We start from the raw sequence: 21,052 nt of genomic DNA, 5'->3' as shown, positions 1-21,052 counted from the left end.
CCAGCCGCTGATCCGCGTTCCGCGAGTCCTCTCGCCAGCGAGCCAGCCGCCTTCCAGCGGAGCTCCACCGCTGGCCGTTCGGCCCCTTCCATCGCGTGGATGTCCCCACATCGCCCCCAACGATGGTGTCCCAACCCGCTCTTCATCCATGGCATCAGATCGGACTATCCCCAGGTAGGGCGGGACTCGGCCAGGGGAGCACCGACCGGTCCGTCGGCCAGCCGACCACGAGTATCACCCTCTGTGACTCATACATTCCAGAGCGCGACAAGGCGTAACGCTGGGTTACGGACATGCCGCAGGCCCTGGGGCAGGGCAGGCCAGAGGCTGGCAAGAATGGGACTTGCGTCGCGCGTCACGTGGCTCTCACCTACTGCGGAACGCTAAGCCAGTATGCGCGGCTTAGCCGAGGTCGAGCTGTTCGTCACAGTCTGGTTCCGCGGGCACAGCGGGAAGGGCGGACTCAGTGGCCGCTGGCTGAGGTCCCGCTGGGAGCCATCTGGGAGCCAACCCGCTCCCCGAGCCCCTTCGAGGCCAGTCGAAACCACGACAGCCCAATGCCCTGACCTGGAAAACACCGTCCACGCAGGCCAGATCAGCAACCGATCCTCATGCAGGACGCAAGGGTCGTGGGTTCAATTCCCGCCACCTCAACTGTGAAGTTCGACGTGGACGCGGTGTCTTCTCTGAGTCGGTCTCGGCAGCCCGGTGAGCACCCCATGCGCGTACGGCAGTGCCACCTTGGTGTCAGCGCACGGAACCGAGGTAGCGCTGCACGGTTCGCCTGGAGCAACCAAGCACTTGCGCAATGTCGTTGATCCGCCATCCGTCTCGGCCCAGACGGATGGCCGTGAGAGCTCGGTCCGGCAGGGGCGTTGCACTCTTGGCAAGCCGGAGCAGTACCGCGATACGGTCGCGTTCTGCCGGGCCGAGGCCGCCGTACCAACCGTGACGGGCTTCCGAGTCCTCCGCCCGCAGCGCCAGGGCTAGGCACTCCAAGCGGCCCTCGCAGCCGACGCATACGGCCAAGGGACCCTCGGCGGGCCGCTCCCCGTCCTCGGGATGGTAGAGACTCACGTCCACGCCCCTGCAAGCCGCACGGACTGAGTCCCGGTGCTGAGACGACTGGATCAGATCGCGAAGCTCCTGTTCGCGGCCGACGAGAAAGTGCAGGCTGTCCATCGGGGGCTCCAGCTCGTGGCCATATCCGGTCCACAATGAATAACTAGGGTGAGCTGGGAACTGCCCGGCGCACCCACTTGATGTCTTCCGGGGGCACGCCCGGTGTGACGGCAAGCGGCAGCGGATCGCAGTTCGGCCCCGAGGTGTACCGGCTTCCCGGGCTCAAGCCCGGAAGGCCGACGTTGCCGCCCTCGCCCTGGTCGGGTGGGTGGGCCTCACCGTTTATCCGCGTCGCGTTCCCGGCCCGCGGCCGGGTTGTTATGCCTGTCCGGAGAACCCGGGCGGCACGAGCGATTCAGGCGACCTCGTCCTGAGGTGGGGTGTCTTCGTCAGTCGGCTGACCGTCGAACTCGTCGTCCGGTTCCTCGCCTTCCTCGTCGTCACGGTCCGCGTCGAGGTCGTACGGGTCCTCGGCGATGATCCCGTGTCGCTGGACGCTCCGCTGTTGCCAGACGGGCAACTTGAATAGCACGTCCTGCAGGATGTTTCGCCACGCCTCGCAGTCGGCTCGGTCGGCGCCCAGCGAATCGATAGCACGGGTCCCGTCGTCGGCCCTGACCGCCTCCACGACCTTGACCGCCCCCTCGACCGCCTGGATCGAAGTGGCCAAGTCGTGCAGGGCGTTCCCGAGAATCTCAGCCGCGTTTCGGGGAGCCGGAGTCGGTGATGGGCCTTCGCCAGCGGGTGGGAAGGTGCGACGGAGGTCTGCGTCGGTGACGAGAATGTCGCGGCCGTCTTCGTTCTGAGTGACCTGGCCCGTCTCGTCGACCTTGCGGGTCCTGCGGCCCGCCGCAGAGTCGAGGAGTGTCTGCTTCAGCTGGTGCACGCCGTGCGGGGTACTGCGCATGCGGTCGATGACCTCGCCTGGGTGCCGACGGTCGGGTTGATCGTTGTTTTTCGTGCCACGGTCACCCGTGAGCTGGCCGTTGATCACCAGGGGATAGGCGCTGCGGGCCGCAAGTTCCCGGGTCGCCACGCCTGGCTCTCCCTTTGTCACCTCCGCAAGTGCGGCTTGGGCAAGCTCCTCCGTTCCGCGGAACGTGGCCTCCCAGTCCTTGGCCAGCTCGCCCGGGAACGCCGACTTCAGGTACTTCCGCATCCGCTCGCGCCTGCGGGAGTCCTCTTCCGAAACCGAACGCATGACCAGAGAGGAAGCGACGTCGAGCAGCAGCTTGGTGGTGATGTTCTTGCGGGTGCTCTGTCCGGTGATGGCGACCCGCACAGCGGCGTGGATCGACTGATCGCGTTCGGCGAAGAGCCGGACGATCGCAGCCGCCCGGACGGACGGGTCGTCGTTGAATCCGGCGGCCTTTGCCTGGTCGGGGGTGAGGGCACCACGCAGCCAGTCAGCCTTAGTGGGAGTGATCAGTGTCCGCCGCTCGATCTCGTCCACCACGGCGTCGGCGAGGGCCTCGTTCTCCGCGGCTTCACCCCACGGCTTGGGGGAATCGACGTGCCGGAGCGCGACCAACGACTTCACGGCGACGCCGAAGTCAGCGGTGGTGCCGTCGTGCGGCTCGAAACCGACGAGCAGCAGCGCCGGAAGCCGTTCGCAGCGCACGGTGACCGCCACTTCGGGGTCGACCTGTGCCGGGTCGCCCGCGGTCGTGATTGCCTCATTGAGCTTGCGAATGTGGGACCGCAGCTTCGCTGTGTCCCGGATGTAGGGAACGTCGGCAGACCTGAGGGCGAGCAAGTCGTGGGCGCACGTCACGCGGCTCGACCCCTCGACGGTGACCGGAACCGTTACCCCGGGTGTGCTGTCCTCGTGCTGGAAGGCCGTCGCGGCCAGCCACACCTCTGTCATCACTCCCTGGTGGCGGAGGGACTCGCGCCAGTCGTTGTGGTCGAGCACGTACTCCTTGGACAGTTGTGCCGCCCAAGCGAGGTGTTCCTGGTTCGCGAGCCTCTGCACGAGTTCCGGGCGACTCCCTGACGCCGCGATCGGCTCGGCCAACGGACGGAAGCGCGTGCGCTCGCCAGTGCCGATCAGGTTCGAGGCCGGGTGTCGGCGCGACGGACCGATCCGCGGGTTTCGCGGGTCCGGGATGATATAGCGTGCCCATACGTCAGCCCGGATGGCCAGGATCACGCCGCCGGGCACCCGCAGCCGCTCCGGGGACTCTGCCGCCTGGCGGGCGGCAGATGGGTCGACGACAGCCTGCGCGAGGGCCAATGCGGCGGGCTCGCCCATGGCGAAGTGTTCGATGAGTTTGTCGGCGAGCTTCCGTGTTGCGGCCGCCAATGCAGGCAGGGGCAGCGCTTCGACGGGGCGGGGCAGCACGGTCTCGCCCGCGCCGGATGATGGCTCCATCAGGTGTTCTCCGATCTTCGTCCCGGTGTCCATCCAGGCACGCACCTGGACGCCGTGGTCGTCCAAGGAGATCGGTCACGCTGTTTCCCGTTCTCCCCCTCGGCTCGCCCGGGCAAGACCCGATGTGTCCAAGACGGCATCAGCACGCTCGACCGCACTTCCGAGACGTACCGGCTTCGACTGCCGGCGTTGCCGCCCACCGCCAACATGGCGAAGGTGAGGAGCTTGAGTCCGCTGATGTGACTGCCCGAAAAACGCTAGCAGCAGGGGTGACACCCCTTCAGAATCCCTTGGTTCCATACCCGTTGGGCGCACAATTGTGGTAGGCGGTTTTCGCGGGAACAGGGCTTCTTTGCCGCGGCTCATGACGACAGCGAGGTCCCACCGAGTGGTGTGGTCTTGCGGATCCCGCCGACCCGGATGCCCTGTGGCCGATTGGCGCGGACGAGCGACCATGGCAGCTTTGTGAGCCGGCCAGAGCGGCGCCCTCAATGGTGATCTGAGCCCGCTGGTCGAGTGCCATGGCGCCAAGGATTCGTGTGAGCTGATACGGCGGGTCACCGGACTCGGCGGCCGTTGGCTGATGCCCCGCTGGGAGCCACCTGGGAGCCGCCCCGCTCCCCGAGCCTCTTCAAGACCACCCGAGACCACCGCACCCCAACGCCCTGACCAGCCAAAACAGCAAACAAGCCGGTGTCGATCACGCCCGAACCTCATTCGGGACGAAGAGGTCGTGGGTTCAAATCCCGCCACCCCGACAGTGAAGTACCAGGTCAAGGGCCTGATCCAGTGAGTGGATCAGGCCCTTTGTCATGGCCGCAGGGTCAGCACGACAACGTCGGAACCGCTGTGGCGGAACCCTGGCCGTCGTCGCCGGGGACGGGCCGGGTGAAGCGGTAGCACTGGTCGACCGCTGCCCCCGAGCTCGAGACGAGGACGGAGACGGTCATCGTGTCGCCCTCACGCACCACATTCTTGACGTCGAAGGAACGCCGTCCGGTGGGGTCGAGGGCATCCTGTACGCCGGCGCGCGTCAAGTCCTCGGCGTACATGCTCGAGATGCGCGTCAGGGCCAGACGGACCATGTGGCCGATCTCAGTGCCCGGACGGCACACGTCGTCGTCCCGCTCGGAGATCCTCGACGTCCAGGCCTGGCCGGGGCGGTAGGTGTAGGTGAAGACGAAGCACCGGGTCACCTCGACGGGCCCGCCACCGGGGAGCAAGAGCCTGTTGTCGTACCGGGCGGATCTCGCGGCCGTGGCGGTGAACTCGCGGCGGGACGCGTCGTAGGTGATCACCGGGGCTTCGGAGTGCTGCCAGATCACGCCGGTGAGAGCGTCGGCATCGGTGGTACCGCTCGTGCCGAGTGCGCGGGCCGTGTCGTGAGCCGTGGCACGGGCCTGCTTCCCGATCGAGGCGAACGCCTTCTCCTCTCGCTCCCTGTTGACGTTCCCGTCATGCCAGTGCCGGTACCACAACCAGGAGACGACGATGCCGAGAACGACAATCAACGCGATCAGGATGGTCAGGCAGCCGGTGGTCACGAGGCCGTTCGCCCGCCTTGTGACCACCGCGCCGCCGGTTCTGTCAGGTCGCACTGGCTGCCTTTTGGCGGCGACCATGACCAGGGCACAGGCATCCGTGGCATCCCCGAGCGGCCCTTGGCAGCAGCGACGCCTGCGAGTTCGGCGGCATGTCGGCTGAATCAGCCGGCATCGCACTTCTCAAGCCGGGTTGTCTTCTCCTGCGGATCGCCCGCGGCGTCCTCACGAAACACGATGGAATAGCAGCGATAGGCCCGGGAGTAGGACGTGCCGAACATGGTGGTGTCCTTGTACTCCGCGAAGAAGCGGACGGTGGTGGCCAGCCGGTCTTCCGAGCGTGCGTAGGAGGTCAGCCTGCCGTCGTGCCGTTCGGCGATGCCGCGCACGGCTTCTTGACCAGGAGGGAATTGCGAGACCGCCATCACGTCACGCGCGTACGACCGGGCCAGGGCCGCTGTCCTCTTCAGGGCTTCTGACTCGTTCCGTTCATTCGCACGCTCCTGGCGGTGGTACATGACCACGAGCACCAGGGCCGCGATCAGCACGGCGACGATAGGTGCGAAGAGGGCGACGAGGCATCCCGGGGCCGGCACCGTGACGCGGGGCTGCCGCGTCACGGTGCCGTGATCAGACATAGTCGTTTTCACTAGTCCTCTCGTGTGACGGCAGCCATCGGGCCGGCCGTCATGAATGCCTGTGCGTAAGCGCTGGTCCCCGTCTTGTTCGGGTGATAGCTCTCCCGGCTGAGGCAGGTGTCTCCCGTGAACCACCAGCAGAGCTGGGTGTTGTCGTCGCCGTGGTGGAAGTCGCCGTCGCCGTTCGGCCCGGCCACGACTCCGTTGATCCCTTCCGGCGAATCGCAGATGCGCTTTCCCTCGAACGCCGACTGCGGAGACCGGTACCTCACGTTGTCCGCGTTCATGGAGAGGGCCAGCTCACGCTGCTCGTCCTCGAAGTACTCGGCCATGCCGTTCAGAATGACACGCTGGGATGCGCTCACCAAGGTCGAGCACTGCACAGTGCGGCTGAAGAGCAGTGGGTAGCCCATCAGCGAAATCGTCGCGTTCGGCGCATGGGTATGGATCTGTTCCAGCACCGTCCGGGTCTCGGTTACGGCAGCGTCGATGTCTGCCTTCATCGAGGCCTCCGACGGGCACCCCTCCATGACACACGTCTGGATCTTCTTGTCGAATCGCGCGTCATTTCCACCGATGGTCAGCATGACCAGAGTGGTGTCCGCACTGAGCACCCCCGAGTCGATCTGGGTCTTCTCGTGGAAGTTCCCGTCGAAGCCCCAGGCATTGGGGTTTCCCTCGGTCATCTGGAACGTCTTGGCTCCGGAGCATGCGGTGACCTGGAAGCCCAGCGCCGGATCGGAGCTGTCCGCGAGCGCGCCCACGGTCTTCGTCTGGCCCGGGAGGATCACCTTGCGCGGCCAGGAGTTGTCGCCGCGTCGGCACGCGTTCCAGCTGCTCTTCCCGTGACCCCGGTCGGACTCGGGCGAGTAGTCCCCGGAACCCTCACCGGAGGTGTAGGAGTCGCCCATGGCGACGACCATGTGCTTCGGCTTGCCCGACAGGGGCTGGAAGGCGACGGCGTCCCAGGCGACGTCCTCGTCCGCGGTGCCGTCGTCGGTGGTGTTCGTCAGCTCCACCCGCGGGGTGCCGGTGAAGCGGTAGACGCCGAGTTCGACCCAGGTGTTCTTCCCGAAGCGGGTGTTGACGTAGCGGTGGCGGTCACCGCCCGCGACCCCCTTGATCACGTAGTGGGCCTGCTGGGTGTGCGCTCCGGTGTCCGGCATGTGGGCGAAGACGCGGGCCCATTCGACGTTGCGGTCGAGGGTCCAGGTGCCGTCGATGGTCATCCGGGCGCCGGGGCCGCCGAGATGAGCGGTGTCACGGGTGTGCGTGTACCAGAAGTGACCGCCCTGCCCACCGCCGATCTGGTGCAGGTCTCCCTTGGCCTCGTACGGGCCGAGACCCGGTCCGGTCGACGTCGGGTTGGGATGGAACGTGAACTGGAAGGAGCCCGCGTCGGTTCCGGACGATCCGCAGTCGCTGTACGTCTCGACGTTGTCCGGGATGGAGTCCACGATCAGCGCCCCCGCGGGGGCGGCGCCGCACGCCGACTTGCCGCTCTGCAAGCGATAGCCGCGGCCCGGCTCCTCGCGCAGTGTGACGTACTTGATGTTCTCGTTGCCGCAGTCGGCGTCGCAGTTCGCCTTCCACGTCACGTTCGAGCCGCGCCACCAGTACTTCTCGTAGCAGGCGGCGTCCGGACAGTCCGGCGGGTTGGCTGAGTTGCAGTTGTTGGTGGTGTTGCAGAAGGCATCCAGGGGCGGCTTGACCAGGTCGCGCTGCCCCGGGTTGATCCACCAGGCGGGCCGGAAACCGGCGCTGGAGAACCCGGACTCGCCGGGCCAGTCCTGCCGCCCGTCGGTGGCGTAGGAGTAGCCGGTGTCCATGGACCAGGCCGACCAGCCCATCACCTTCTCCTGGTAGGGCCAGTTCTGGGGCTTCGCCGCGTCGCGCGGGTCGGACATGAACGGGTGCCGCGAGGGCGGGTAGACGGGGTTCGCCGGGTTGTTGTACCAGCCCAGGCCCCACGGCTTGCCGTCACCCTTGTTCTCGTTGAAGCCGAGGTTGTAGTTCCACAGCGCGGCGAACCAGTTCTCGGGCTTCGACGGATCGTCGTTGTTGACCGTGATGGTCTGGCCCGCGGTGTGCACCTGGTTCCACTTGTCCGCGAGGATGTACATCGACGCGGCGATGTTGACCGCGTAGTCCAGGGCCACGGCCTTCTGCTTCGCCGGAGGCAGGGACGTCTCGTCGGGCTTCTCCAGGCCGGCCAGGCGCATGCCGTCGGTGACCTGGCCGACGCCGTAGCCGCAGTCCGACAGGTTCCAGTTGATCTTCCAGTACGCCTCGGAGGTCTCCCCCTTGTGCCCGTAGAACCCGGCGATCGCCGCCTGCGGGTTGCCCATCTGACCGGGGATGGCACCGCCTTCGGCCTGCCACAGGTTCGACTCCTGCGCGAGGACGCCCAGCAGCACCTGGGCGGGGATGCGCGCGCCGGCCTTGCCCTTCAGCGTCGGGGGCGGGAACAGTCCCTGCGGGTCGACGGTGCCCAGGCCTGAGCGCCAGCCGCCCTGCTTGATCCACTTGGACCGCAGCTCGCCGCGGATGGCCATGTTGACGGCCCACTCGACCTGGTTCGGGGTCGGCTGCAGCGCGAGCGCCTTGACGTCGTTACGGGGGATGGAGCACCAGCGGTCCGTGTCGACCGGATTGTTCGGGTCGGCGGCCGCCTGCACGGCTCGCCCACTCTTCCCGGACGCCTGCCCTGTCGCGCCGGCCACGCGCAGGGCGGGCGAGAAGGAACCCTTCCCCGTAGCGCTGGTCGTGTCGGTGACCGTCTGGGTGAGCTTCTCGCCGGTGGCGGTCGCGACACTGCTGATGGTCAGCGGGTCGGCCCCCTCACCCGTGGGGTCCTCAGAGGTGCCCGTCCGGGGCGAGGGTTCCGCCTTGGTGAAGCCCTTGCCCGCGTTGCCGATCCGCTCCAGGCCCGCGCGCACGCCGGGCATCAGCACGGGATCGACGGCCAGTCGGCCGAGGCTGGACACCTGCGTGTCCGCCGCGACGTCCAGGCGTGCCACCGAAGTGCCCGTGAGCTTCGCATTCTTGACGTCCCCGGTGAGGAACGCCCGGCCCCCCGTGCCCTGTTCGAGGGCCAGGTCCCCGAGCTTCCCCGACGCGAGCGCCGACGGCTTGCCCTGGCCCTTCCACAGTTTGGCGTGCGCGGTTTCGCCCTTGCGGTCGAGGAAGGCGATTCCCTTGCTGGTGGGGCGGAGGTCGAAGGGCACACCGTCCGCGGCGGCCAGCTTCCGGAGCTTGCTGTCCGCGGGATCGACGTGCACCAGGTGACGGCCGTGTGCGGCGACGAGGCCGTCCTTCGTCGGGACGGCCGACGTCACCTGGCCGGTGACCGTGGTGTCGGTGGTCGTCCTGCCGCCGGTGTCGACCGTGAGAAGCCGGGTCCTGCTGTCGCGGAACGCGGTGAACGCGGCCGTCCGGGTCTCGGGATTGCACGACGGGTCGAAGTAGGCCAGCGAGGCGGTGAAGGGCAGTTTCGTCACCCGGCCGGACTTCAGGTCGACGACCGCGGTGAACGCCCCGCCCTGCATCAGGTCCGGCTTGTTCGTGAACGTGCGCGGCGCATACACGACCGCGGCGTGATCACGGTCCATGACGCAGGAGTTGCCGATCCACGTGTCCGCCGGCATGCCGGGCTCCGCCAGTGTGGCAACGGTCCGCCACTGGTAGGCGTCCTTGCTGTCCGCCACGAGGACCTTGAATCCACCGCTGTCCGCCGCGGTGGTCACGGCCCGGTCCGCCGAGGTCTTCCAGTCCTTCCCGAGCCTCTTGCCGGGACTCTGCACACGTGCCGGCGGATCGGACGACGGACTGCCGGACGGCTTCGGTGACGGCTTCGGACCGGGAGGGCTGGTGTCGGCGAACGCCGGCGCGGCTTGTATGAGCCCGGTCAGGACCGCGGTGGCCGCGAGGCCCGCGATCCCTGCCCGGCTCGGTCTGCGAACTCTCAACTGCTCTCCTTCATGGGACTTTTCAGGCATGGGCAAGAAGCCGGCGCGGCCCTCAGGTGGGCAGGGGCTGCGACGGCCGACTGTGGTGACGTCCTCCCGGCCCTGAAGGACCGGGAACTTCCTGGCTGAAAACCGGGTGAAGCAGTGGTTATTCGGCGGGCGCCATGACGGCGGCCTTCACCTCTGGCAGGGATTCACGGATGGAATGGTCCGCTGTGCGGTCGCGGAGGCGGCGGGCTCGCGTCCGCAGATGTTGAAGGTGGCTGCCGGCATCGCGGCATGGAGAACTCCCCCTCCCCCGTAGCGACTCCGGTCCCCCCGGTCGCTGACTGAAAGCGCTTGAGCGGGTTGTCATGTCCCGTCGAACGCAACAGTCACCATAGACACAGGCCACCAGCGCGCAACAAGGGGTTACTGCGGCCTCACCCGCTGATTGACGTGAAACGTCTGCACGTCGCCACTCGCGAACACCGAGTCACCTGAGCGTTCCCCTGAACCCCTGCTGCGGGTCGGCCGAAAATCTCCCACGGAAGAGAGGACTCCGATTCTGGCCTCACAGGCGGATGATGACCAGCGCCGTGTCGTCCGTGTTGCCGGAGGGTGGGAGGAGGTCTGCCAGCAGGGCGTCGGCCAGGGCCTCGGGATCGGCTCGGCCGTGGCGGACGAGGGAGTCGGCGAGGCGGGCCAGGCCGGTGTCGATGTCCTCGTCACGGCGCTCGATCAGGCCGTCGGAGTAGAGGACCAGGGTGGCGCCCTCGGCGAAGGCCGTACGGGCCTCCGGCCGCGGCACGTGTTCGGGGCGCGCGCCGAGAGGCGGGTCGGTCGCCTGGTCGAGGAAGGGCACCGTGCCGTCGGGGTGGAGCAGGGCGGGCGGTGGGTGGCCCGCGCTGCTGTACGTGAGGGTGTGGGTCTCCCAGTCGATGTAGGTCTTCACCACCGTGGTCGACTCCGCACCGTCGACATGGCGGGCGTACAGGCCGAGGGCCTCCAGCGCCCGGGCCGGGCCGTCGGCGACACGGGCGGCGGCGCTCAGCGCGCTGCGCAGCTGCCCCATGACACCGGCCGCTTCCAGGCCGTGGCCGACGACGTCGCCGACAGCGACCGCGATGCGGTCGCCGGGCAGGTCGACCAGGTCGTACCAGTCGCCGCACACGTTCAGGGTGCCGACGGCGGGCCGGTAGCGGACGGCTGCCCGATGGTGCCCGACCGGCTCCGGTGCGGGCAGCATCGCCGCCTGCAGGGCCAGGGCGACCTCGCGTTCGCGCGCGTGGGCCCGACGCAGGCGTTCGTTGACTTCCTGCAGTTCACGGGAGCGGGTGTAGAGCTCGGCCTCCAGCACGCGGGCGCGGGTGCTCTCGCCGCCCGTGCCGCCGCGGGCACGGGCGCGGGCGTGGATGAGTTCGGTGACCTCCTCCACCCGGTGCGCGATCAGCGTCACCTGCCCGTCCGGGCCCAGCACGGGTGCGTTGACCGGGCTCCAGAAGTGTTCCACCCAGTGGCCGGGCCGCTCGGAGTCCTCGATGTCGTAGCGCAGCAGCGCCATGGTGTCGCGCTCGCCGGTGGCCACCACGCGGAGCATCGACGACCGGGTCTCCCGCATGCCGGCCGCGGCCGGGTCGTTGGGGTTCTCGGGGAAGACGTCGAAGATGTAGCGGCCCAGCAGTTGCTCGCGCGTGCGCCCGGCCAGCCGGAGGAAGTCCTCGTTGGCGTCGGCGTACACCAGCTCGGGGGTGAGCAGAGCCACCATGCCGGGCAGGGCGTGGAAGACCGCCGCGTAGTCGATCTGCGGTTCCGTCATGTGTTGCCCGCCTCGGCGCCGACCCGTCACTGTGCGAATCCACGATAGGAGGGAACGCGCCGCGCCGCCGGACCACCGCTCCCCCGTCAGGCCCCGGCCACCGTCCGTCTTCCGGGCTCACCGGCCCTTTGTCCACGAGGGTCCGGCGGGCCGCTGACCTCCGGAAAGAACCGGGGGAAAGAGCTACCCGCCCGCCCTCCCTCCCCGGCCAGGAAGCCCGCGTCACCCGTCCGAGTGACCGTGCAGGAGCGGGTAACGGGCCGTTACGTTCGCCGCCGCAACCTCACACAGACGACGGCCCGCGGCCGGGACGGCAATCCCGATCGAGGGCCTGACCGATCAGGAAGCACCGACCTTCCCTATGGCTGAGTCGCGGTCTTGCCGACAGGCCCTAGGTGAGCGCCCCGGCCAGGGTCCCCGCCAGGGTGAGAACCAGGAAGACCGCGCCCCACGTCATGGCCTGGTGTATGCGGCGGTACTTGAGCGAGGTCGTGCGGGACAGGGACTCCAGTGGGGTCGCGGCGGTGGAACCCGGCCGGGGCTTGGCCGCCAGGCCGAGCAGGACTAGGGACGGGGCGCAGGCCGCGCAGCCGGACCAGACGAGGAGCTGGGGGATCGCCGCGTACTGTCCTGGCGTGATGACGCCCGTGCTGATCGCGCCGAGGAGGGCCGTCAGCGCCGCGCCCAGGGTCGCCAGGATCAGTCCGGCTCTGCTGTCGGCCTTCGCCAGTTCCTCACGGGCCACGGTCGAGCGCGCGCTGTCGCGTTCCGCGATGCGGTCGCCTTCGAGTGTGGTCATGCGTCCCCCTCGCTGATCAGCGGGTTTCACGGGTACCCGGAAGTGGGCGGTCTAGTACGCCACTTCAGGTGTTCCACGTTTCGTCGTAGGGGTCGTGCGGGGTGGGGACCGGCTTGGCGCGGGTGACCTCGAGGTACGGGATCGGCCCGTCGTTGACCGGGTCCTTGGTCCGGCGCGGGGTGTAGCGGCCCGTGATCTCCAGCCAGGTGTCCGGGCTCAGGACCGGGGGGATGTTGCCGGTCAGGGCGATCTTGACCGGCTGGGCGTCCGCCGCGCAGCAGTTGAGGCCCATGCGGACCAGGTACGGGGACCCCGCCCGGTCCAGGGTGACGAAGCCGGTGATCCTCAGCTCACGGTCGCGCAGGGAGCGGCCGTCGCCGTAGACCGCACGGCCCGCGTAGTCGGCCACGCCGAGGCGCAGGGGGCCGTCGGCGGGGAGGTCCGGGAAGCCGAAGGGCTTCTGGAGGGCCGTGCCGGTGTGGGCCGCGCTGTAGGAGCCCAGGGCCGGCGGGGCGACCAGGATCAGGGCGAGGACGGGGAGCGTGAGGAGCCAGGTGATACGGGGTTCGTGGTGGTGATCGTGCTCGTGCCCGGTGCCGCGGCGTTCGTACCAGAGCGTCGCCGCCGCCGTCGCGATCAGTACCACGCCCGCCAGCAGGACCAGCGGGCGCAGGCCCGCCTTGACGTAGCGGAGATAGAGGTCGGTCACGCCGGCGTGCAGGAGCGTGGCGCCCAGGAGGAAGAGGAGGGCGCTCTGGGCGAGGCGGTTCACAGCAGGACCGTTCCGGTCAGGGCCGACACGACGACGGCCAGGGCGAAGGTCGCGGGGGCGAAGCGCAGGGCGAAGGCGCGGCCGAAGGTGCCCGCCTGCATCGCGAAGAGCTTCAGGTCGATCATGGGCCCCACCACCAGGAACGTCAGACGGGCCGTCAGCGAGAACTGGGTGAGGGACGCCGCCACGAACGCGTCCGCCTCCGAGCAGATGGAGAGGAGGACGGCCAGGACCGCGAGGGCCAGCACCGAGAGGACCGGATGACCGGCCGCCGCGCGCAGCCAGTCCGCCGGTACCACCGCCTTCAGCGTGGCCGCGGCCATCGCGCCGACCACCAGGAAGCCACCCGCGTGCGTCACGTCGTGGCGCACCGAGCCCCAGAAGGCCGCCCCCTTGCCCTGCCCCTCGTACGACGCCCTGGCCGGGGGACGCAGCCAGTCCGTGCGGCCGAGGCGGTGCCAGAGCCAGCCCATCGCGCAGGCCACCAGCAGGCTCGCGACGAGACGGGCCAGGACCATCTCCGGGTTGCCGGGGAAGGCCACGGCCGTCGCCGTCAGCACGATCGGGTTGATGGCGGGCGCGGAGAGGAGGAACGCCAGCGCCGCCGCGGGGGTGACGCCTCTGCGCACCAGTGCTCCGGCGACCGGCACCGAGGCGCACTCGCAGCCCGGCAGCACCACGCCCGCCGCGCTCGCGACCGGGACCGCCAGGACCGGGCGCTTCGGCAGGGCCCGGGCGAAGAACGACGGCGGCACGAACACCGCGATCGCCGCCGACAGCAGCACGCCCAGCACCAGGAACGGCAGCGCCTGGACCATGACCGCCACGAACACGGTCATCCAGCTCTGCATCACGGGTGCGGCCAGGGCCCCGCGGATCGGGCCCTGGAACATCACCGCCGTGACCAGCAGAAGGGTCAGCAGTAGGGCGGAATCGAGGTGTCTGCCCTCGTCCCGGCCTTCCGGGCCTGCCTGGCCTTCGCGGCCCCGGTCCGTCGCGATGTCCCCGTGCTCGCCGCTCTCCCTCGGGACGGTCTTCGTGGTGGCCACGGGCCCGGTACCTCCGGTGGTGCGCATGGGCATGCATTGCCTCCCCTTCGGTACGGACGGGCGGGTCCGGGCGTTCACGCACCTCGGTTCCCTTCTGGAACCAGCCGTCCCGGTGAGGCAGTCTTCTCCCTTGTGGGGAGCGTTCCGAATCAAGGTCAGCCAGGCGAACCGGCCACGCACATGGTCGTATGCGGTGACGACGGGCTCGCCCATCGGCTGGCCGCCGAACTCCGCGGTGTCTACGGCGAACAGGTCACGCTCGTCGTGCCGCCGTCGGTGCGCCGGGTGCGGCAGCCGGTGGTCGGACGGGCCCGGGCCGCCTCGGCGGCCCTGTTCGACCGGGTCAGCGCGGCCGTCAACCGGACGGGCACGGGCGGCGCCGAACCGGCCGCGAACGAACAGGTCGTGGAGGCCGCCGAGATCACCGAGGCCGTGCTCACCGAGGTGGGCGCCGACCGGGCGGCGGCGCTGGCGCTCGTGTACGACGACGACGAGACCAACATCCGCGCCGCGCTCACCGCCCGCCGGATCAACCCCAGCGTGAGGCTCGTACTGCGGCTCTACAACCGGCGGTTGGGGCAGCACATCGAGGAACTGCTCGACCAGACGGCGGCCGTGGCCTCCGGGGCGGGACCGGGCGCGGGCATGGACACCTCGACGACCGTGCTGTCCGACGCCGACACGGCCGCGCCCGCGCTGGCCGCCACCGCCCTCGTCGGCACCAGCAAGGTCGTCCAGACGGAGGGGCTCGTCCTGCGGGCCGTGGAGCGGCAGCCGCCGCGGCCGGGCGAGGTGGCCGACCCGGGGCTGTGCACCCTGGCGCTGCTGTCCGCGACGAGCAACGACCCGGCCGGTGCGGACGGTTCCGAGGGCAGCGGGGAGCACGGGCCTCAACTGCTGCCGGACGAGATGGCGGTGGCGTCCGCGACCGGGCGCGGGACCGTCGTCCTGGAGCAGGTGTCGTACTCCGGGCCGTCCCTGTCCTCCGGACGGGGCGGTGTGCCGCCGTTCGCCTCGCTGTTCTCGCGCCGGCTGCGGTGGTCGCTGGCGGGGCTGGTCGGGTGCGTGGTCGCGCTCGCCGTCGCGTTGATGGTCGTGACCGGGGAGCATCCCCTGTACGCCACGTACGTCACGCTCCTCGACCTCTTCGGCATCAACGATCCCGCGTACCACGAGTCGACCGGCCAGCAGATCCTGCAACTGCTGTCCGGGCTGGTCGGGTTGCTGCTGCTGCCGGTGCTGCTGGCCGCCGTGCTGGAGGCCCTGGGCACGTTCCGCAGCGCGTCCACCCTGCGCAAGCCGCCGCGGGGCCTCGGCGGGCACGTGGTGCTGCTCGGGCTCGGCAAGATCGGGACGCGGGTGCTGACGCGGCTGCGTGAGCTGCACATTCCCGTGGTGTGCGTCGAGTCCGACCCGGAGGCCAGGGGGATGGCCACGGCGCGGCGGCTGCGGGTGCCGGTGGTGCTCGGGGATGTCACGCAGGAAGGGGTGCTGGAGGCCGCCAAGATCCACCGGGCGCACGCCCTGCTGGCGCTGACCAGTGCGGACACGACGAATCTGGAGGCCTCGCTGTACGCGCGGTCCGTGCGGCCCGATCTGCGGGTCGTGCTGCGGCTGTACGACGACGACTTCGCGACCGCCGTGTACCGGACGCTGCGGGCCGCGCATCCCTTCGCCCTCACTCGGAGCCGGAGTGTGTCCCATCTGGCCGCGCCCGCGTTCGCCGGGGCGATGATGGGGCGGCAGATCCTGGGGGCGATTCCGGTGGAGCGGCGGGTGCTGCTGTTCGCGGAGGTGGAGGTGGCCGGGCATCCGCAGCTGGAGGGCAGGACGGTGGCGGAGGCGTTCCGGGCCGGGGCCTGGCGGGTGCTGGCGCTCAATACTTCACCTCCTGGGCGGCGAGGGGACGACGAGCCCGCGGGTGAGGAGCGGGTGCCGGCGTCGGGGCTGGTGTGGGATCTGCCTCCTACGTATGTGCTGGGAGCCGGTGATCGGGTGGTGCTGGCGGCGACTCGGCGGGGGTTGGCGGAGTTGCTGGGGCGGAGGAGGCGGGAGCGGGCGGGGGCGTGACGCCGGTTCGCTGCGCGGGCGTCACGAGGTGCTCGGCGGTGCGCTGAGGCCGGGGCGTCGCGCAACCCGGCGCAGCGGGGTGCCGCCCGCGCCCACCCGTGCCGCCCCTGGCGGCACGCATGCCCGCGGACTACAGGCGGCACGACTGCCCGCGGGCTAAGCCCCCTTCAGGTGCCTCTCCGCGAACTCCAGCTCCAGCCGCACCTGCTTGATCCGCTCGTCCACCACCAGCGACCCGTGCCCGGCGTCGTAGCGGTACACCTCGTGGACCGCGCTCCGCTTCTCCAGGCGTTTGACGTAGTTCTCGATCTGGCGGATCGGGCAGCGGGGGTCGTTGACGCCGGCCGAGATGTAGACCGGGGCCTTGACCTGGTCGACGTAGGTGATGGGGGACGAGGCCTCGAAGCGGTCGGGGACCTCCTCCGGGGTGCCGCCGAGCAGCGTGCGGTCCATCGCCTTCAGCGCTTCCATCTCGTCGTGGTACGCCGTGACGTAGTCGGCGACGGGAACCGCCGCGATGCCCAGCGTCCACGCGTCGGGCTGGACGCCGAGGCCGAGGAGGGTGAGGTAGCCGCCCCAGGAGCCGCCGGTGAGGACGATGCGGTCGGGGTCGGCGAGGCCGGAGGTGACGGCCCATTCCCGGACCGCGGCGATGTCCTCCAATTCGATGAGGCCCACGCGGTGCTTCAGGGCGTCGGTCCAGGCACGGCCGTACCCCGTCGAGCCGCGGTAGTTGACCCGGACCACCGCGTAGCCGTGGTCGACCCAGGCCGCCGGGCCCGCCGCGAAGGAGTCGTTGTCGTGCCAGGTCGGGCCGCCGTGGATGTCGAAGACCGTGGGGAGCGGGCCGGTGGTGCCCTCGGGCTTCTGGACCAGTGCGTGGATGCGGCCGCCAGGGCCCTCCACCCACACGTCCTCCACCGGCACCGAGCCGGGGGACTTCATGCCGGGCGGGTCGAGCACGACACCGCCCGCGGTGGAGCGGAGCGCCGACGGCTCGGCGGCCGAGGACCACAGGTACTCCACGCTGCCGTCGGGCCGGGCCGTGGCGCCGGAGACCGTGCCGGGCGGGGTCGGGATCTCCGTCAGGGCGCGGCTCGCCAGGTCGTAGCGGAACAGCTCGCTGCGGGCCTCGAAGCCGTGCACGATGAGCAGGCCGGTGCCGTCTGGGTACCACTCGGCGCTGACGTCACCGGGAAGCTCCAGCGCCAGGTCCGTCTCCTCGCCCGAGGCCACGTCCCACACGAGGGGCTCCCAGCGGCCGCGTCGCTGGTGGCCGATGAGGAGGCGGGTGTCGCCGTCGACGGGGGCGAAGCCGAGGACCTCGAGGCCGAGCTCGCGCGTACCGCCCTCGGTGTCGTCGAGGTCGGCGACCGGGGTGCCGTCGGGGCGCAGGACGCGCAGGGCCGAGTGCATCGCGTCGCCGTGCTCGGTGTGCTCGACGGCGATGAGCGAGCCGTCGTGGGCGAGATCGCCGACGCCGGCGGACTCGCGGTGCCGGTAGATCTCCACCGGCTCCTCGCCGGTGCGGACGAGGTGGATCGTCGTACCGTCCTCGTCCGTCGAGCGGCCCACGACCGCCGTGCGCCCGTCGCGGCCGAGGGCGAGGCCCGCCGGGTAGGAGGCCTCAAGCCCCGCGGCGGCCGGTTCGTCCTCGCCGCCCGTGAACGGCTGGCGGCGCCACACGCCGAACTCGTCGCCGTCCTTGTCGTCGAACCACCAGATCCACGCGCCGTCCGGCGACAGCACGCCGTCCGTCGTGCCGTTCGGCCGGTCCGTCACCTGGCGCTGGTCGCCCGTCGAGCGGTCCCACGCGTACAGCTCGTACGTCCCTGTCGCGTTCGACACGAACAGGGAGCGGTCCGGCGCGTCCTCCGCCCAGTCGGGCAGGGACACCCGGGGCGCCCGGAAGCGCTTCTCCCAGTCCGGCATCCGCTCCTGCTGTCCCGCCTGTACCACTTGCTCGTGCCGGTCCCGCTGGTCCCGCGCATCGGACGCGTTGCTCTCAGTCATGACCCCATACTGCCCGCCTCGACCGACATCGCGCTGCCGAGGCCCCCAGCCTGTGGATAACCTCCACCGGTCCCCCTTCCCAGCAGGTCAGGGAATGCCTCGGGAGCACCCGGCCGAGCGGTACCGAGCGGCGCCCACCCCGCAGTCCGGACCCTTCGGGCAGCCCCGTACCTTTGGGGTGTGTACCGGTTTCTGCTGACGCCCCGATGGTGGGGGATCAACGTCTTCGTGCTGTTGTCCATCCCCTTCTGCATCTTCATGGGGTCCTGGCAGCTGGGCCGGTTCGAGGACCGCGTGCAGGACCACCGCACCGCGACCGAGCAGGTCTCCGAGGCCCGGCACGAGGCGCCCCGGCCGCTCGCCGAGATGCTGCCGGTGACCAAGGCGACCTCCGGCAAGCAGGTCACCGCGACCGGCCGCTACGGCAAGCAGTTGCTGGTGCCGGGCCGTGAGCTCGACGACAAGCAGGGCTACTACGTCCTGACGCTGCTGCGCACCGACTCGGGCGAGGCGCTGCCGGTCGTCCGCGGCTGGCTGCCCGGCTCACCCGATGCGGCCGAGGCCCCCGCCCCGCCCACCGGTGACGTCACCGTCACGGGGGCGCTCCAGGCGTCCGAGAGCCCGGGCGACAACGGCGTCAGCGCGCAGGGCGGCCTGCCGTCCGGGCAGACCGCGGCGATCAGCGCGGCGTCCCTGGTGAACCTGGTGCCGTACGACGTGTACGACGCGTGGGTCACGCTCGCCAAGGGCGACTCGGGCATGAAGGCGGTGCCCGCGAGCGCCCCGCCGGACTCGGGGCTGGACCTGAAGGCGTTCCAGAACCTCGGCTACACCGCCGAGTGGTTCGCCTTCGTCGGGTTCGTGATCTTCATGTGGTTCCGGTTGCTGCGGCGCGAGGTGGAGTTCGCCCGGGACGCGGAGCTGGGCCTGGTCCAGGAGGAAGAGGAGCGCGTGGTCGCCTGACGGCGGCCGCTCCCCCTCCTGCCCGGCAAGGCCGGCCGGTGTCCTAGGCGCCCGCGAGCACGCCCGTCCAGTACACGGTCCCCGCGCACGCGTTGGACACCGTGACCGAGCTCGCGCCCGAGCCGGTACCCGGCGTGTACGTCACCGCCACGCTGCCGTCGGTCGTGCCGTCCTCCGTGGCCAGCTGCGGGGCCGTGCCCGTCTCGCCGCCGGTGGAGGTGCCGCCCGTGTCCGTCGCGTCGCCCGACGGGGTGGGGTCGGGGCTGGGGTCGCCGGGGCCGCCGACGCTGCCGCCGGGGGTGGGGCAGGTCTCCGTGGGGACCCAGGCGAACTTCACGTCGTAGGCGGCTCCGGGCGCGAGCACCAGCTGGGCCGCTTCCAGGGACGGATCGGGCAGGCCCGCCGCCGCGTCCCCGGCAGCGTGCCGGGCCGTGCTGACCTTGCTGATGTCGGCCGTGCCCTGCGGCAGCGCGCTCACCGAGCCGGGGCCGGTGACCGTGCAGCTCGCCGCGGAGACGTTGGTGACACGGAAGGAGCCGTAGACCGCGCCCGTGGAGTCCGGGGCGGCGCTGCTTCCGGAGGCGGGGCCGAGCTGGGCAGCGGTGCACGCCGCGATGCCGGCGGCGGTGCTGGAGGAGGGGTCGGCGCCCTGGGTCGCGCCGGTGGCGGCGCCGGTGCCCTTGCCCTTGTCCTCCTCCTTCTTCTCGCCCTTGCCCTTGCCCTCGGTCTTGCCGGAGGTGCCGCTCACGGTGCTCTCGCCGCCGTCCGGTCCCTTGCCCTGGCTCGCGCCGCCCTGTGCCTCGGAGGCATGGCCGATGGCGGACGGGTTGGCGTCGGAGCCGGTGGAGTTGGAGACGTGCACGAGCGCGGGGACGGCCGTGCCGATGAAGAGGCAGGCGGCGGCCACGCCGACGACGGCCTGCCGCTTGCGGGCCCGCCGCTGGGGCACCGCCTTGCGGAGATAGTCCAGCGTGCCGTCGCGCGGTTCCACCTCCTGCACCACTTGGTGCAGCATCGTGCGCAGGTCCAGCTCGTCCGAGTCGAACCCCTCGGGGCTCTGGTCGTCGGGGCCGTGGTTCACAGTTGCGTTCCCAGCGTGCGATTGCTTCGGATCTTGCCCGTGCGGCCTGGCCGGCTCGTGCCGGTCACGCCCGTCACGCCCCGCGCCCTCCGAGGCGCTCATACCGGTGCCTCCATGGCCAGCCGGAGCGCCGCGATGCCGCGCGAGCCGTACGCCTTGACCGAGCCCAGGGATATGCCGAGGGTCTCGGCGACCTGCGCCTCGGTCATGTCCGCGAAGTAGCGCAGCACCAGCACCTCGCGCTGGCGGCGCTGCAGCCCCTTCATCGCCTTGATGAGGGAGTCGCGCTCCAGCTGGTCGTAGGCGCCTTCCTCGGCACTGGCCATGTCGGGCATGGGCTTCGACAGCAGCTTCAGGCCGAGTATGCGGCGGCGCAGCGCGGAACGCGAGAGGTTGACGACCGTCTGCCGCAGGTAGGCCAGGGTCTTCTCGGGTTCGCGGACCCGCTTGCGGGCCGAGTGGACCCGGATGAAGGCCTCCTGGACGACGTCCTCGCAGGAGGCGGTGTCGTCGAGGAGGAGGGCGGCGAGACCCAGCAGCGAGCGGTAGTGCGCGCGGTAGGTCTCGGTGAGGTGGTCGACGGTGGTGCCGGCCGCCGCTTCGTCCTCGGCACCGTCGCGCTGGTTCGGTATGCGGGCCGGCCGCGCTGCGGGCACGGGCGCGATCACCGGCATGCCACCGGGCGTACCGGCCATGCTGGGTCGGAAAGCCGCCGGACGGGGCGGTCGAAGGACCGCGCCGCGTGCCGCGCTGAAGTCGAGTACCTCTGCCACGCCTGTTGGACACGCTGACCCCTGTGAGGGTTGTACGTGCCGGGCGTCACTTTCACGCCGACCGTCGCCGTCGACGGTCTACCCGCGTCAG

General features: G+C 70.4%; 14 protein-coding genes. 2 read left to right on the top strand and 12 right to left on the bottom strand.

Annotated elements, in window-relative coordinates; all coding sequences use genetic code 11:
• Positions 1-747 precede the first annotated feature (747 nt).
• The 9 genes from OHU35_RS23210 to OHU35_RS23170 form a co-directional block, all read right to left on the bottom strand.
• The gene (locus OHU35_RS23210) at positions 748-1,182 is read right to left on the bottom strand and encodes a WhiB family transcriptional regulator (RefSeq protein WP_405506678.1); all 435 of its coding nucleotides are present in this window, start codon (positions 1,180-1,182) and stop codon (positions 748-750) included.
• Between the two features lie 295 nt (positions 1,183-1,477).
• Complete coding sequence (locus OHU35_RS23205; RefSeq protein WP_405506677.1) at positions 1,478-3,529, bottom strand: hypothetical protein; 2,052 nt, start codon at positions 3,527-3,529, stop codon at positions 1,478-1,480.
• A 791-nt stretch (positions 3,530-4,320) separates the two neighbouring features.
• Positions 4,321-5,094: a hypothetical protein gene (locus OHU35_RS23200; RefSeq protein ID WP_405506676.1), complete on the bottom strand. Its 774-nt coding sequence runs from the start codon at positions 5,092-5,094 to the stop codon at positions 4,321-4,323.
• Between the two features lie 107 nt (positions 5,095-5,201).
• Positions 5,202-5,675 carry a hypothetical protein gene (locus OHU35_RS23195; RefSeq protein ID WP_405506675.1) on the bottom strand — a complete coding sequence of 158 codons (474 nt, stop codon included), beginning with the start codon at positions 5,673-5,675 and terminating at the stop codon, positions 5,202-5,204.
• An 11-nt stretch (positions 5,676-5,686) separates the two neighbouring features.
• Complete coding sequence (locus tag OHU35_RS23190) at positions 5,687-9,643, bottom strand: hypothetical protein (protein WP_405506673.1); 3,957 nt, start codon at positions 9,641-9,643, stop codon at positions 5,687-5,689.
• Positions 9,644-10,196: 553 nt separating this feature from the next.
• Positions 10,197-11,441, bottom strand: a complete 1,245-nt coding sequence (locus OHU35_RS23185) for a PP2C family protein-serine/threonine phosphatase (RefSeq protein WP_405506671.1) — start codon at positions 11,439-11,441, stop codon at positions 10,197-10,199.
• Positions 11,442-11,832: 391 nt separating this feature from the next.
• Positions 11,833-12,240: a hypothetical protein gene (locus OHU35_RS23180; protein ID WP_189725750.1), complete on the bottom strand. Its 408-nt coding sequence runs from the start codon at positions 12,238-12,240 to the stop codon at positions 11,833-11,835.
• Positions 12,241-12,304: 64 nt separating this feature from the next.
• The gene (locus tag OHU35_RS23175) at positions 12,305-13,012 is read right to left on the bottom strand and encodes a TIGR03943 family putative permease subunit (protein WP_189725749.1); all 708 of its coding nucleotides are present in this window, start codon (positions 13,010-13,012) and stop codon (positions 12,305-12,307) included.
• Complete coding sequence (locus tag OHU35_RS23170) at positions 13,009-14,094, bottom strand: permease (protein ID WP_229873079.1); 1,086 nt, start codon at positions 14,092-14,094, stop codon at positions 13,009-13,011. The genes OHU35_RS23175 and OHU35_RS23170 overlap by 4 nt, the downstream gene beginning before the upstream one ends.
• Positions 14,095-14,241: 147 nt before the next feature.
• Between OHU35_RS23170 and OHU35_RS23165 the strand changes: the two genes are divergently transcribed.
• On the top strand, positions 14,242-16,131 hold the full coding sequence (locus OHU35_RS23165; protein WP_405506668.1) for an NAD-binding protein: 1,890 nt from the start codon (positions 14,242-14,244) through the stop codon (positions 16,129-16,131).
• Positions 16,132-16,287: 156 nt separating this feature from the next.
• On the opposite strand, the gene OHU35_RS23160 is transcribed toward OHU35_RS23165, so the two are convergent.
• On the bottom strand, positions 16,288-18,144 hold the full coding sequence (locus OHU35_RS23160; protein WP_189725747.1) for a prolyl oligopeptidase family serine peptidase: 1,857 nt from the start codon (positions 18,142-18,144) through the stop codon (positions 16,288-16,290).
• A gap of 180 nt (positions 18,145-18,324) precedes the next feature.
• On the opposite strand from OHU35_RS23160, the gene OHU35_RS23155 reads away from it, so the two are divergent.
• Positions 18,325-19,107 (top strand): SURF1 family protein, encoded by a 783-nt coding sequence (locus OHU35_RS23155; protein ID WP_405506666.1) that lies wholly within the window; start codon positions 18,325-18,327, stop codon positions 19,105-19,107.
• Positions 19,108-19,150: 43 nt separating this feature from the next.
• Here OHU35_RS23155 and OHU35_RS23150 read toward each other — a convergent pair whose 3' ends face one another.
• Together OHU35_RS23150 and OHU35_RS23145 are read right to left on the bottom strand one after the other, a co-directional pair.
• Complete coding sequence (locus OHU35_RS23150; RefSeq protein WP_405506664.1) at positions 19,151-20,188, bottom strand: hypothetical protein; 1,038 nt, start codon at positions 20,186-20,188, stop codon at positions 19,151-19,153.
• Between the two features lie 98 nt (positions 20,189-20,286).
• On the bottom strand, positions 20,287-20,862 hold the full coding sequence (locus OHU35_RS23145) for a SigE family RNA polymerase sigma factor (RefSeq protein WP_189725927.1): 576 nt from the start codon (positions 20,860-20,862) through the stop codon (positions 20,287-20,289).
• Positions 20,863-21,052 lie beyond the last annotated feature (190 nt).

It is taken from the genome of Streptomyces purpurascens (genome assembly GCF_045040895.1).
GTDB lineage: Bacteria > Actinomycetota > Actinomycetes > Streptomycetales > Streptomycetaceae > Streptomyces > Streptomyces purpurascens.
This window is presented reverse-complemented; position numbering and strand designations above follow the sequence as displayed.

Bases quoted from the DNA above. Each gene is read 5' to 3' on its own strand.
- OHU35_RS23210 (WP_405506678.1), bottom strand. From the start codon at position 1,182: ATGGACAGCCTGCACTTTCTCGTCGGCCGCGAACAGGAGCTTCGCGAT.
- OHU35_RS23205 (WP_405506677.1), bottom strand. From the start codon at position 3,529: ATGGACACCGGGACGAAGATCGGAGAACACCTGATGGAGCCATCATCC.
- OHU35_RS23195 (WP_405506675.1), bottom strand. From the start codon at position 5,675: ATGTCTGATCACGGCACCGTGACGCGGCAGCCCCGCGTCACGGTGCCG.
- OHU35_RS23185 (WP_405506671.1), bottom strand. From the start codon at position 11,441: ATGACGGAACCGCAGATCGACTACGCGGCGGTCTTCCACGCCCTGCCC.
- OHU35_RS23180 (WP_189725750.1), bottom strand. From the start codon at position 12,240: ATGACCACACTCGAAGGCGACCGCATCGCGGAACGCGACAGCGCGCGC.
- OHU35_RS23170 (WP_229873079.1), bottom strand. From the start codon at position 14,094: ATGCCCATGCGCACCACCGGAGGTACCGGGCCCGTGGCCACCACGAAG.
- OHU35_RS23165 (WP_405506668.1), top strand. From the start codon at position 14,242: ATGGTCGTATGCGGTGACGACGGGCTCGCCCATCGGCTGGCCGCCGAA.
- OHU35_RS23160 (WP_189725747.1), bottom strand. From the start codon at position 18,144: ATGACTGAGAGCAACGCGTCCGATGCGCGGGACCAGCGGGACCGGCAC.
- OHU35_RS23145 (WP_189725927.1), bottom strand. From the start codon at position 20,862: ATGCCGGTGATCGCGCCCGTGCCCGCAGCGCGGCCGGCCCGCATACCG.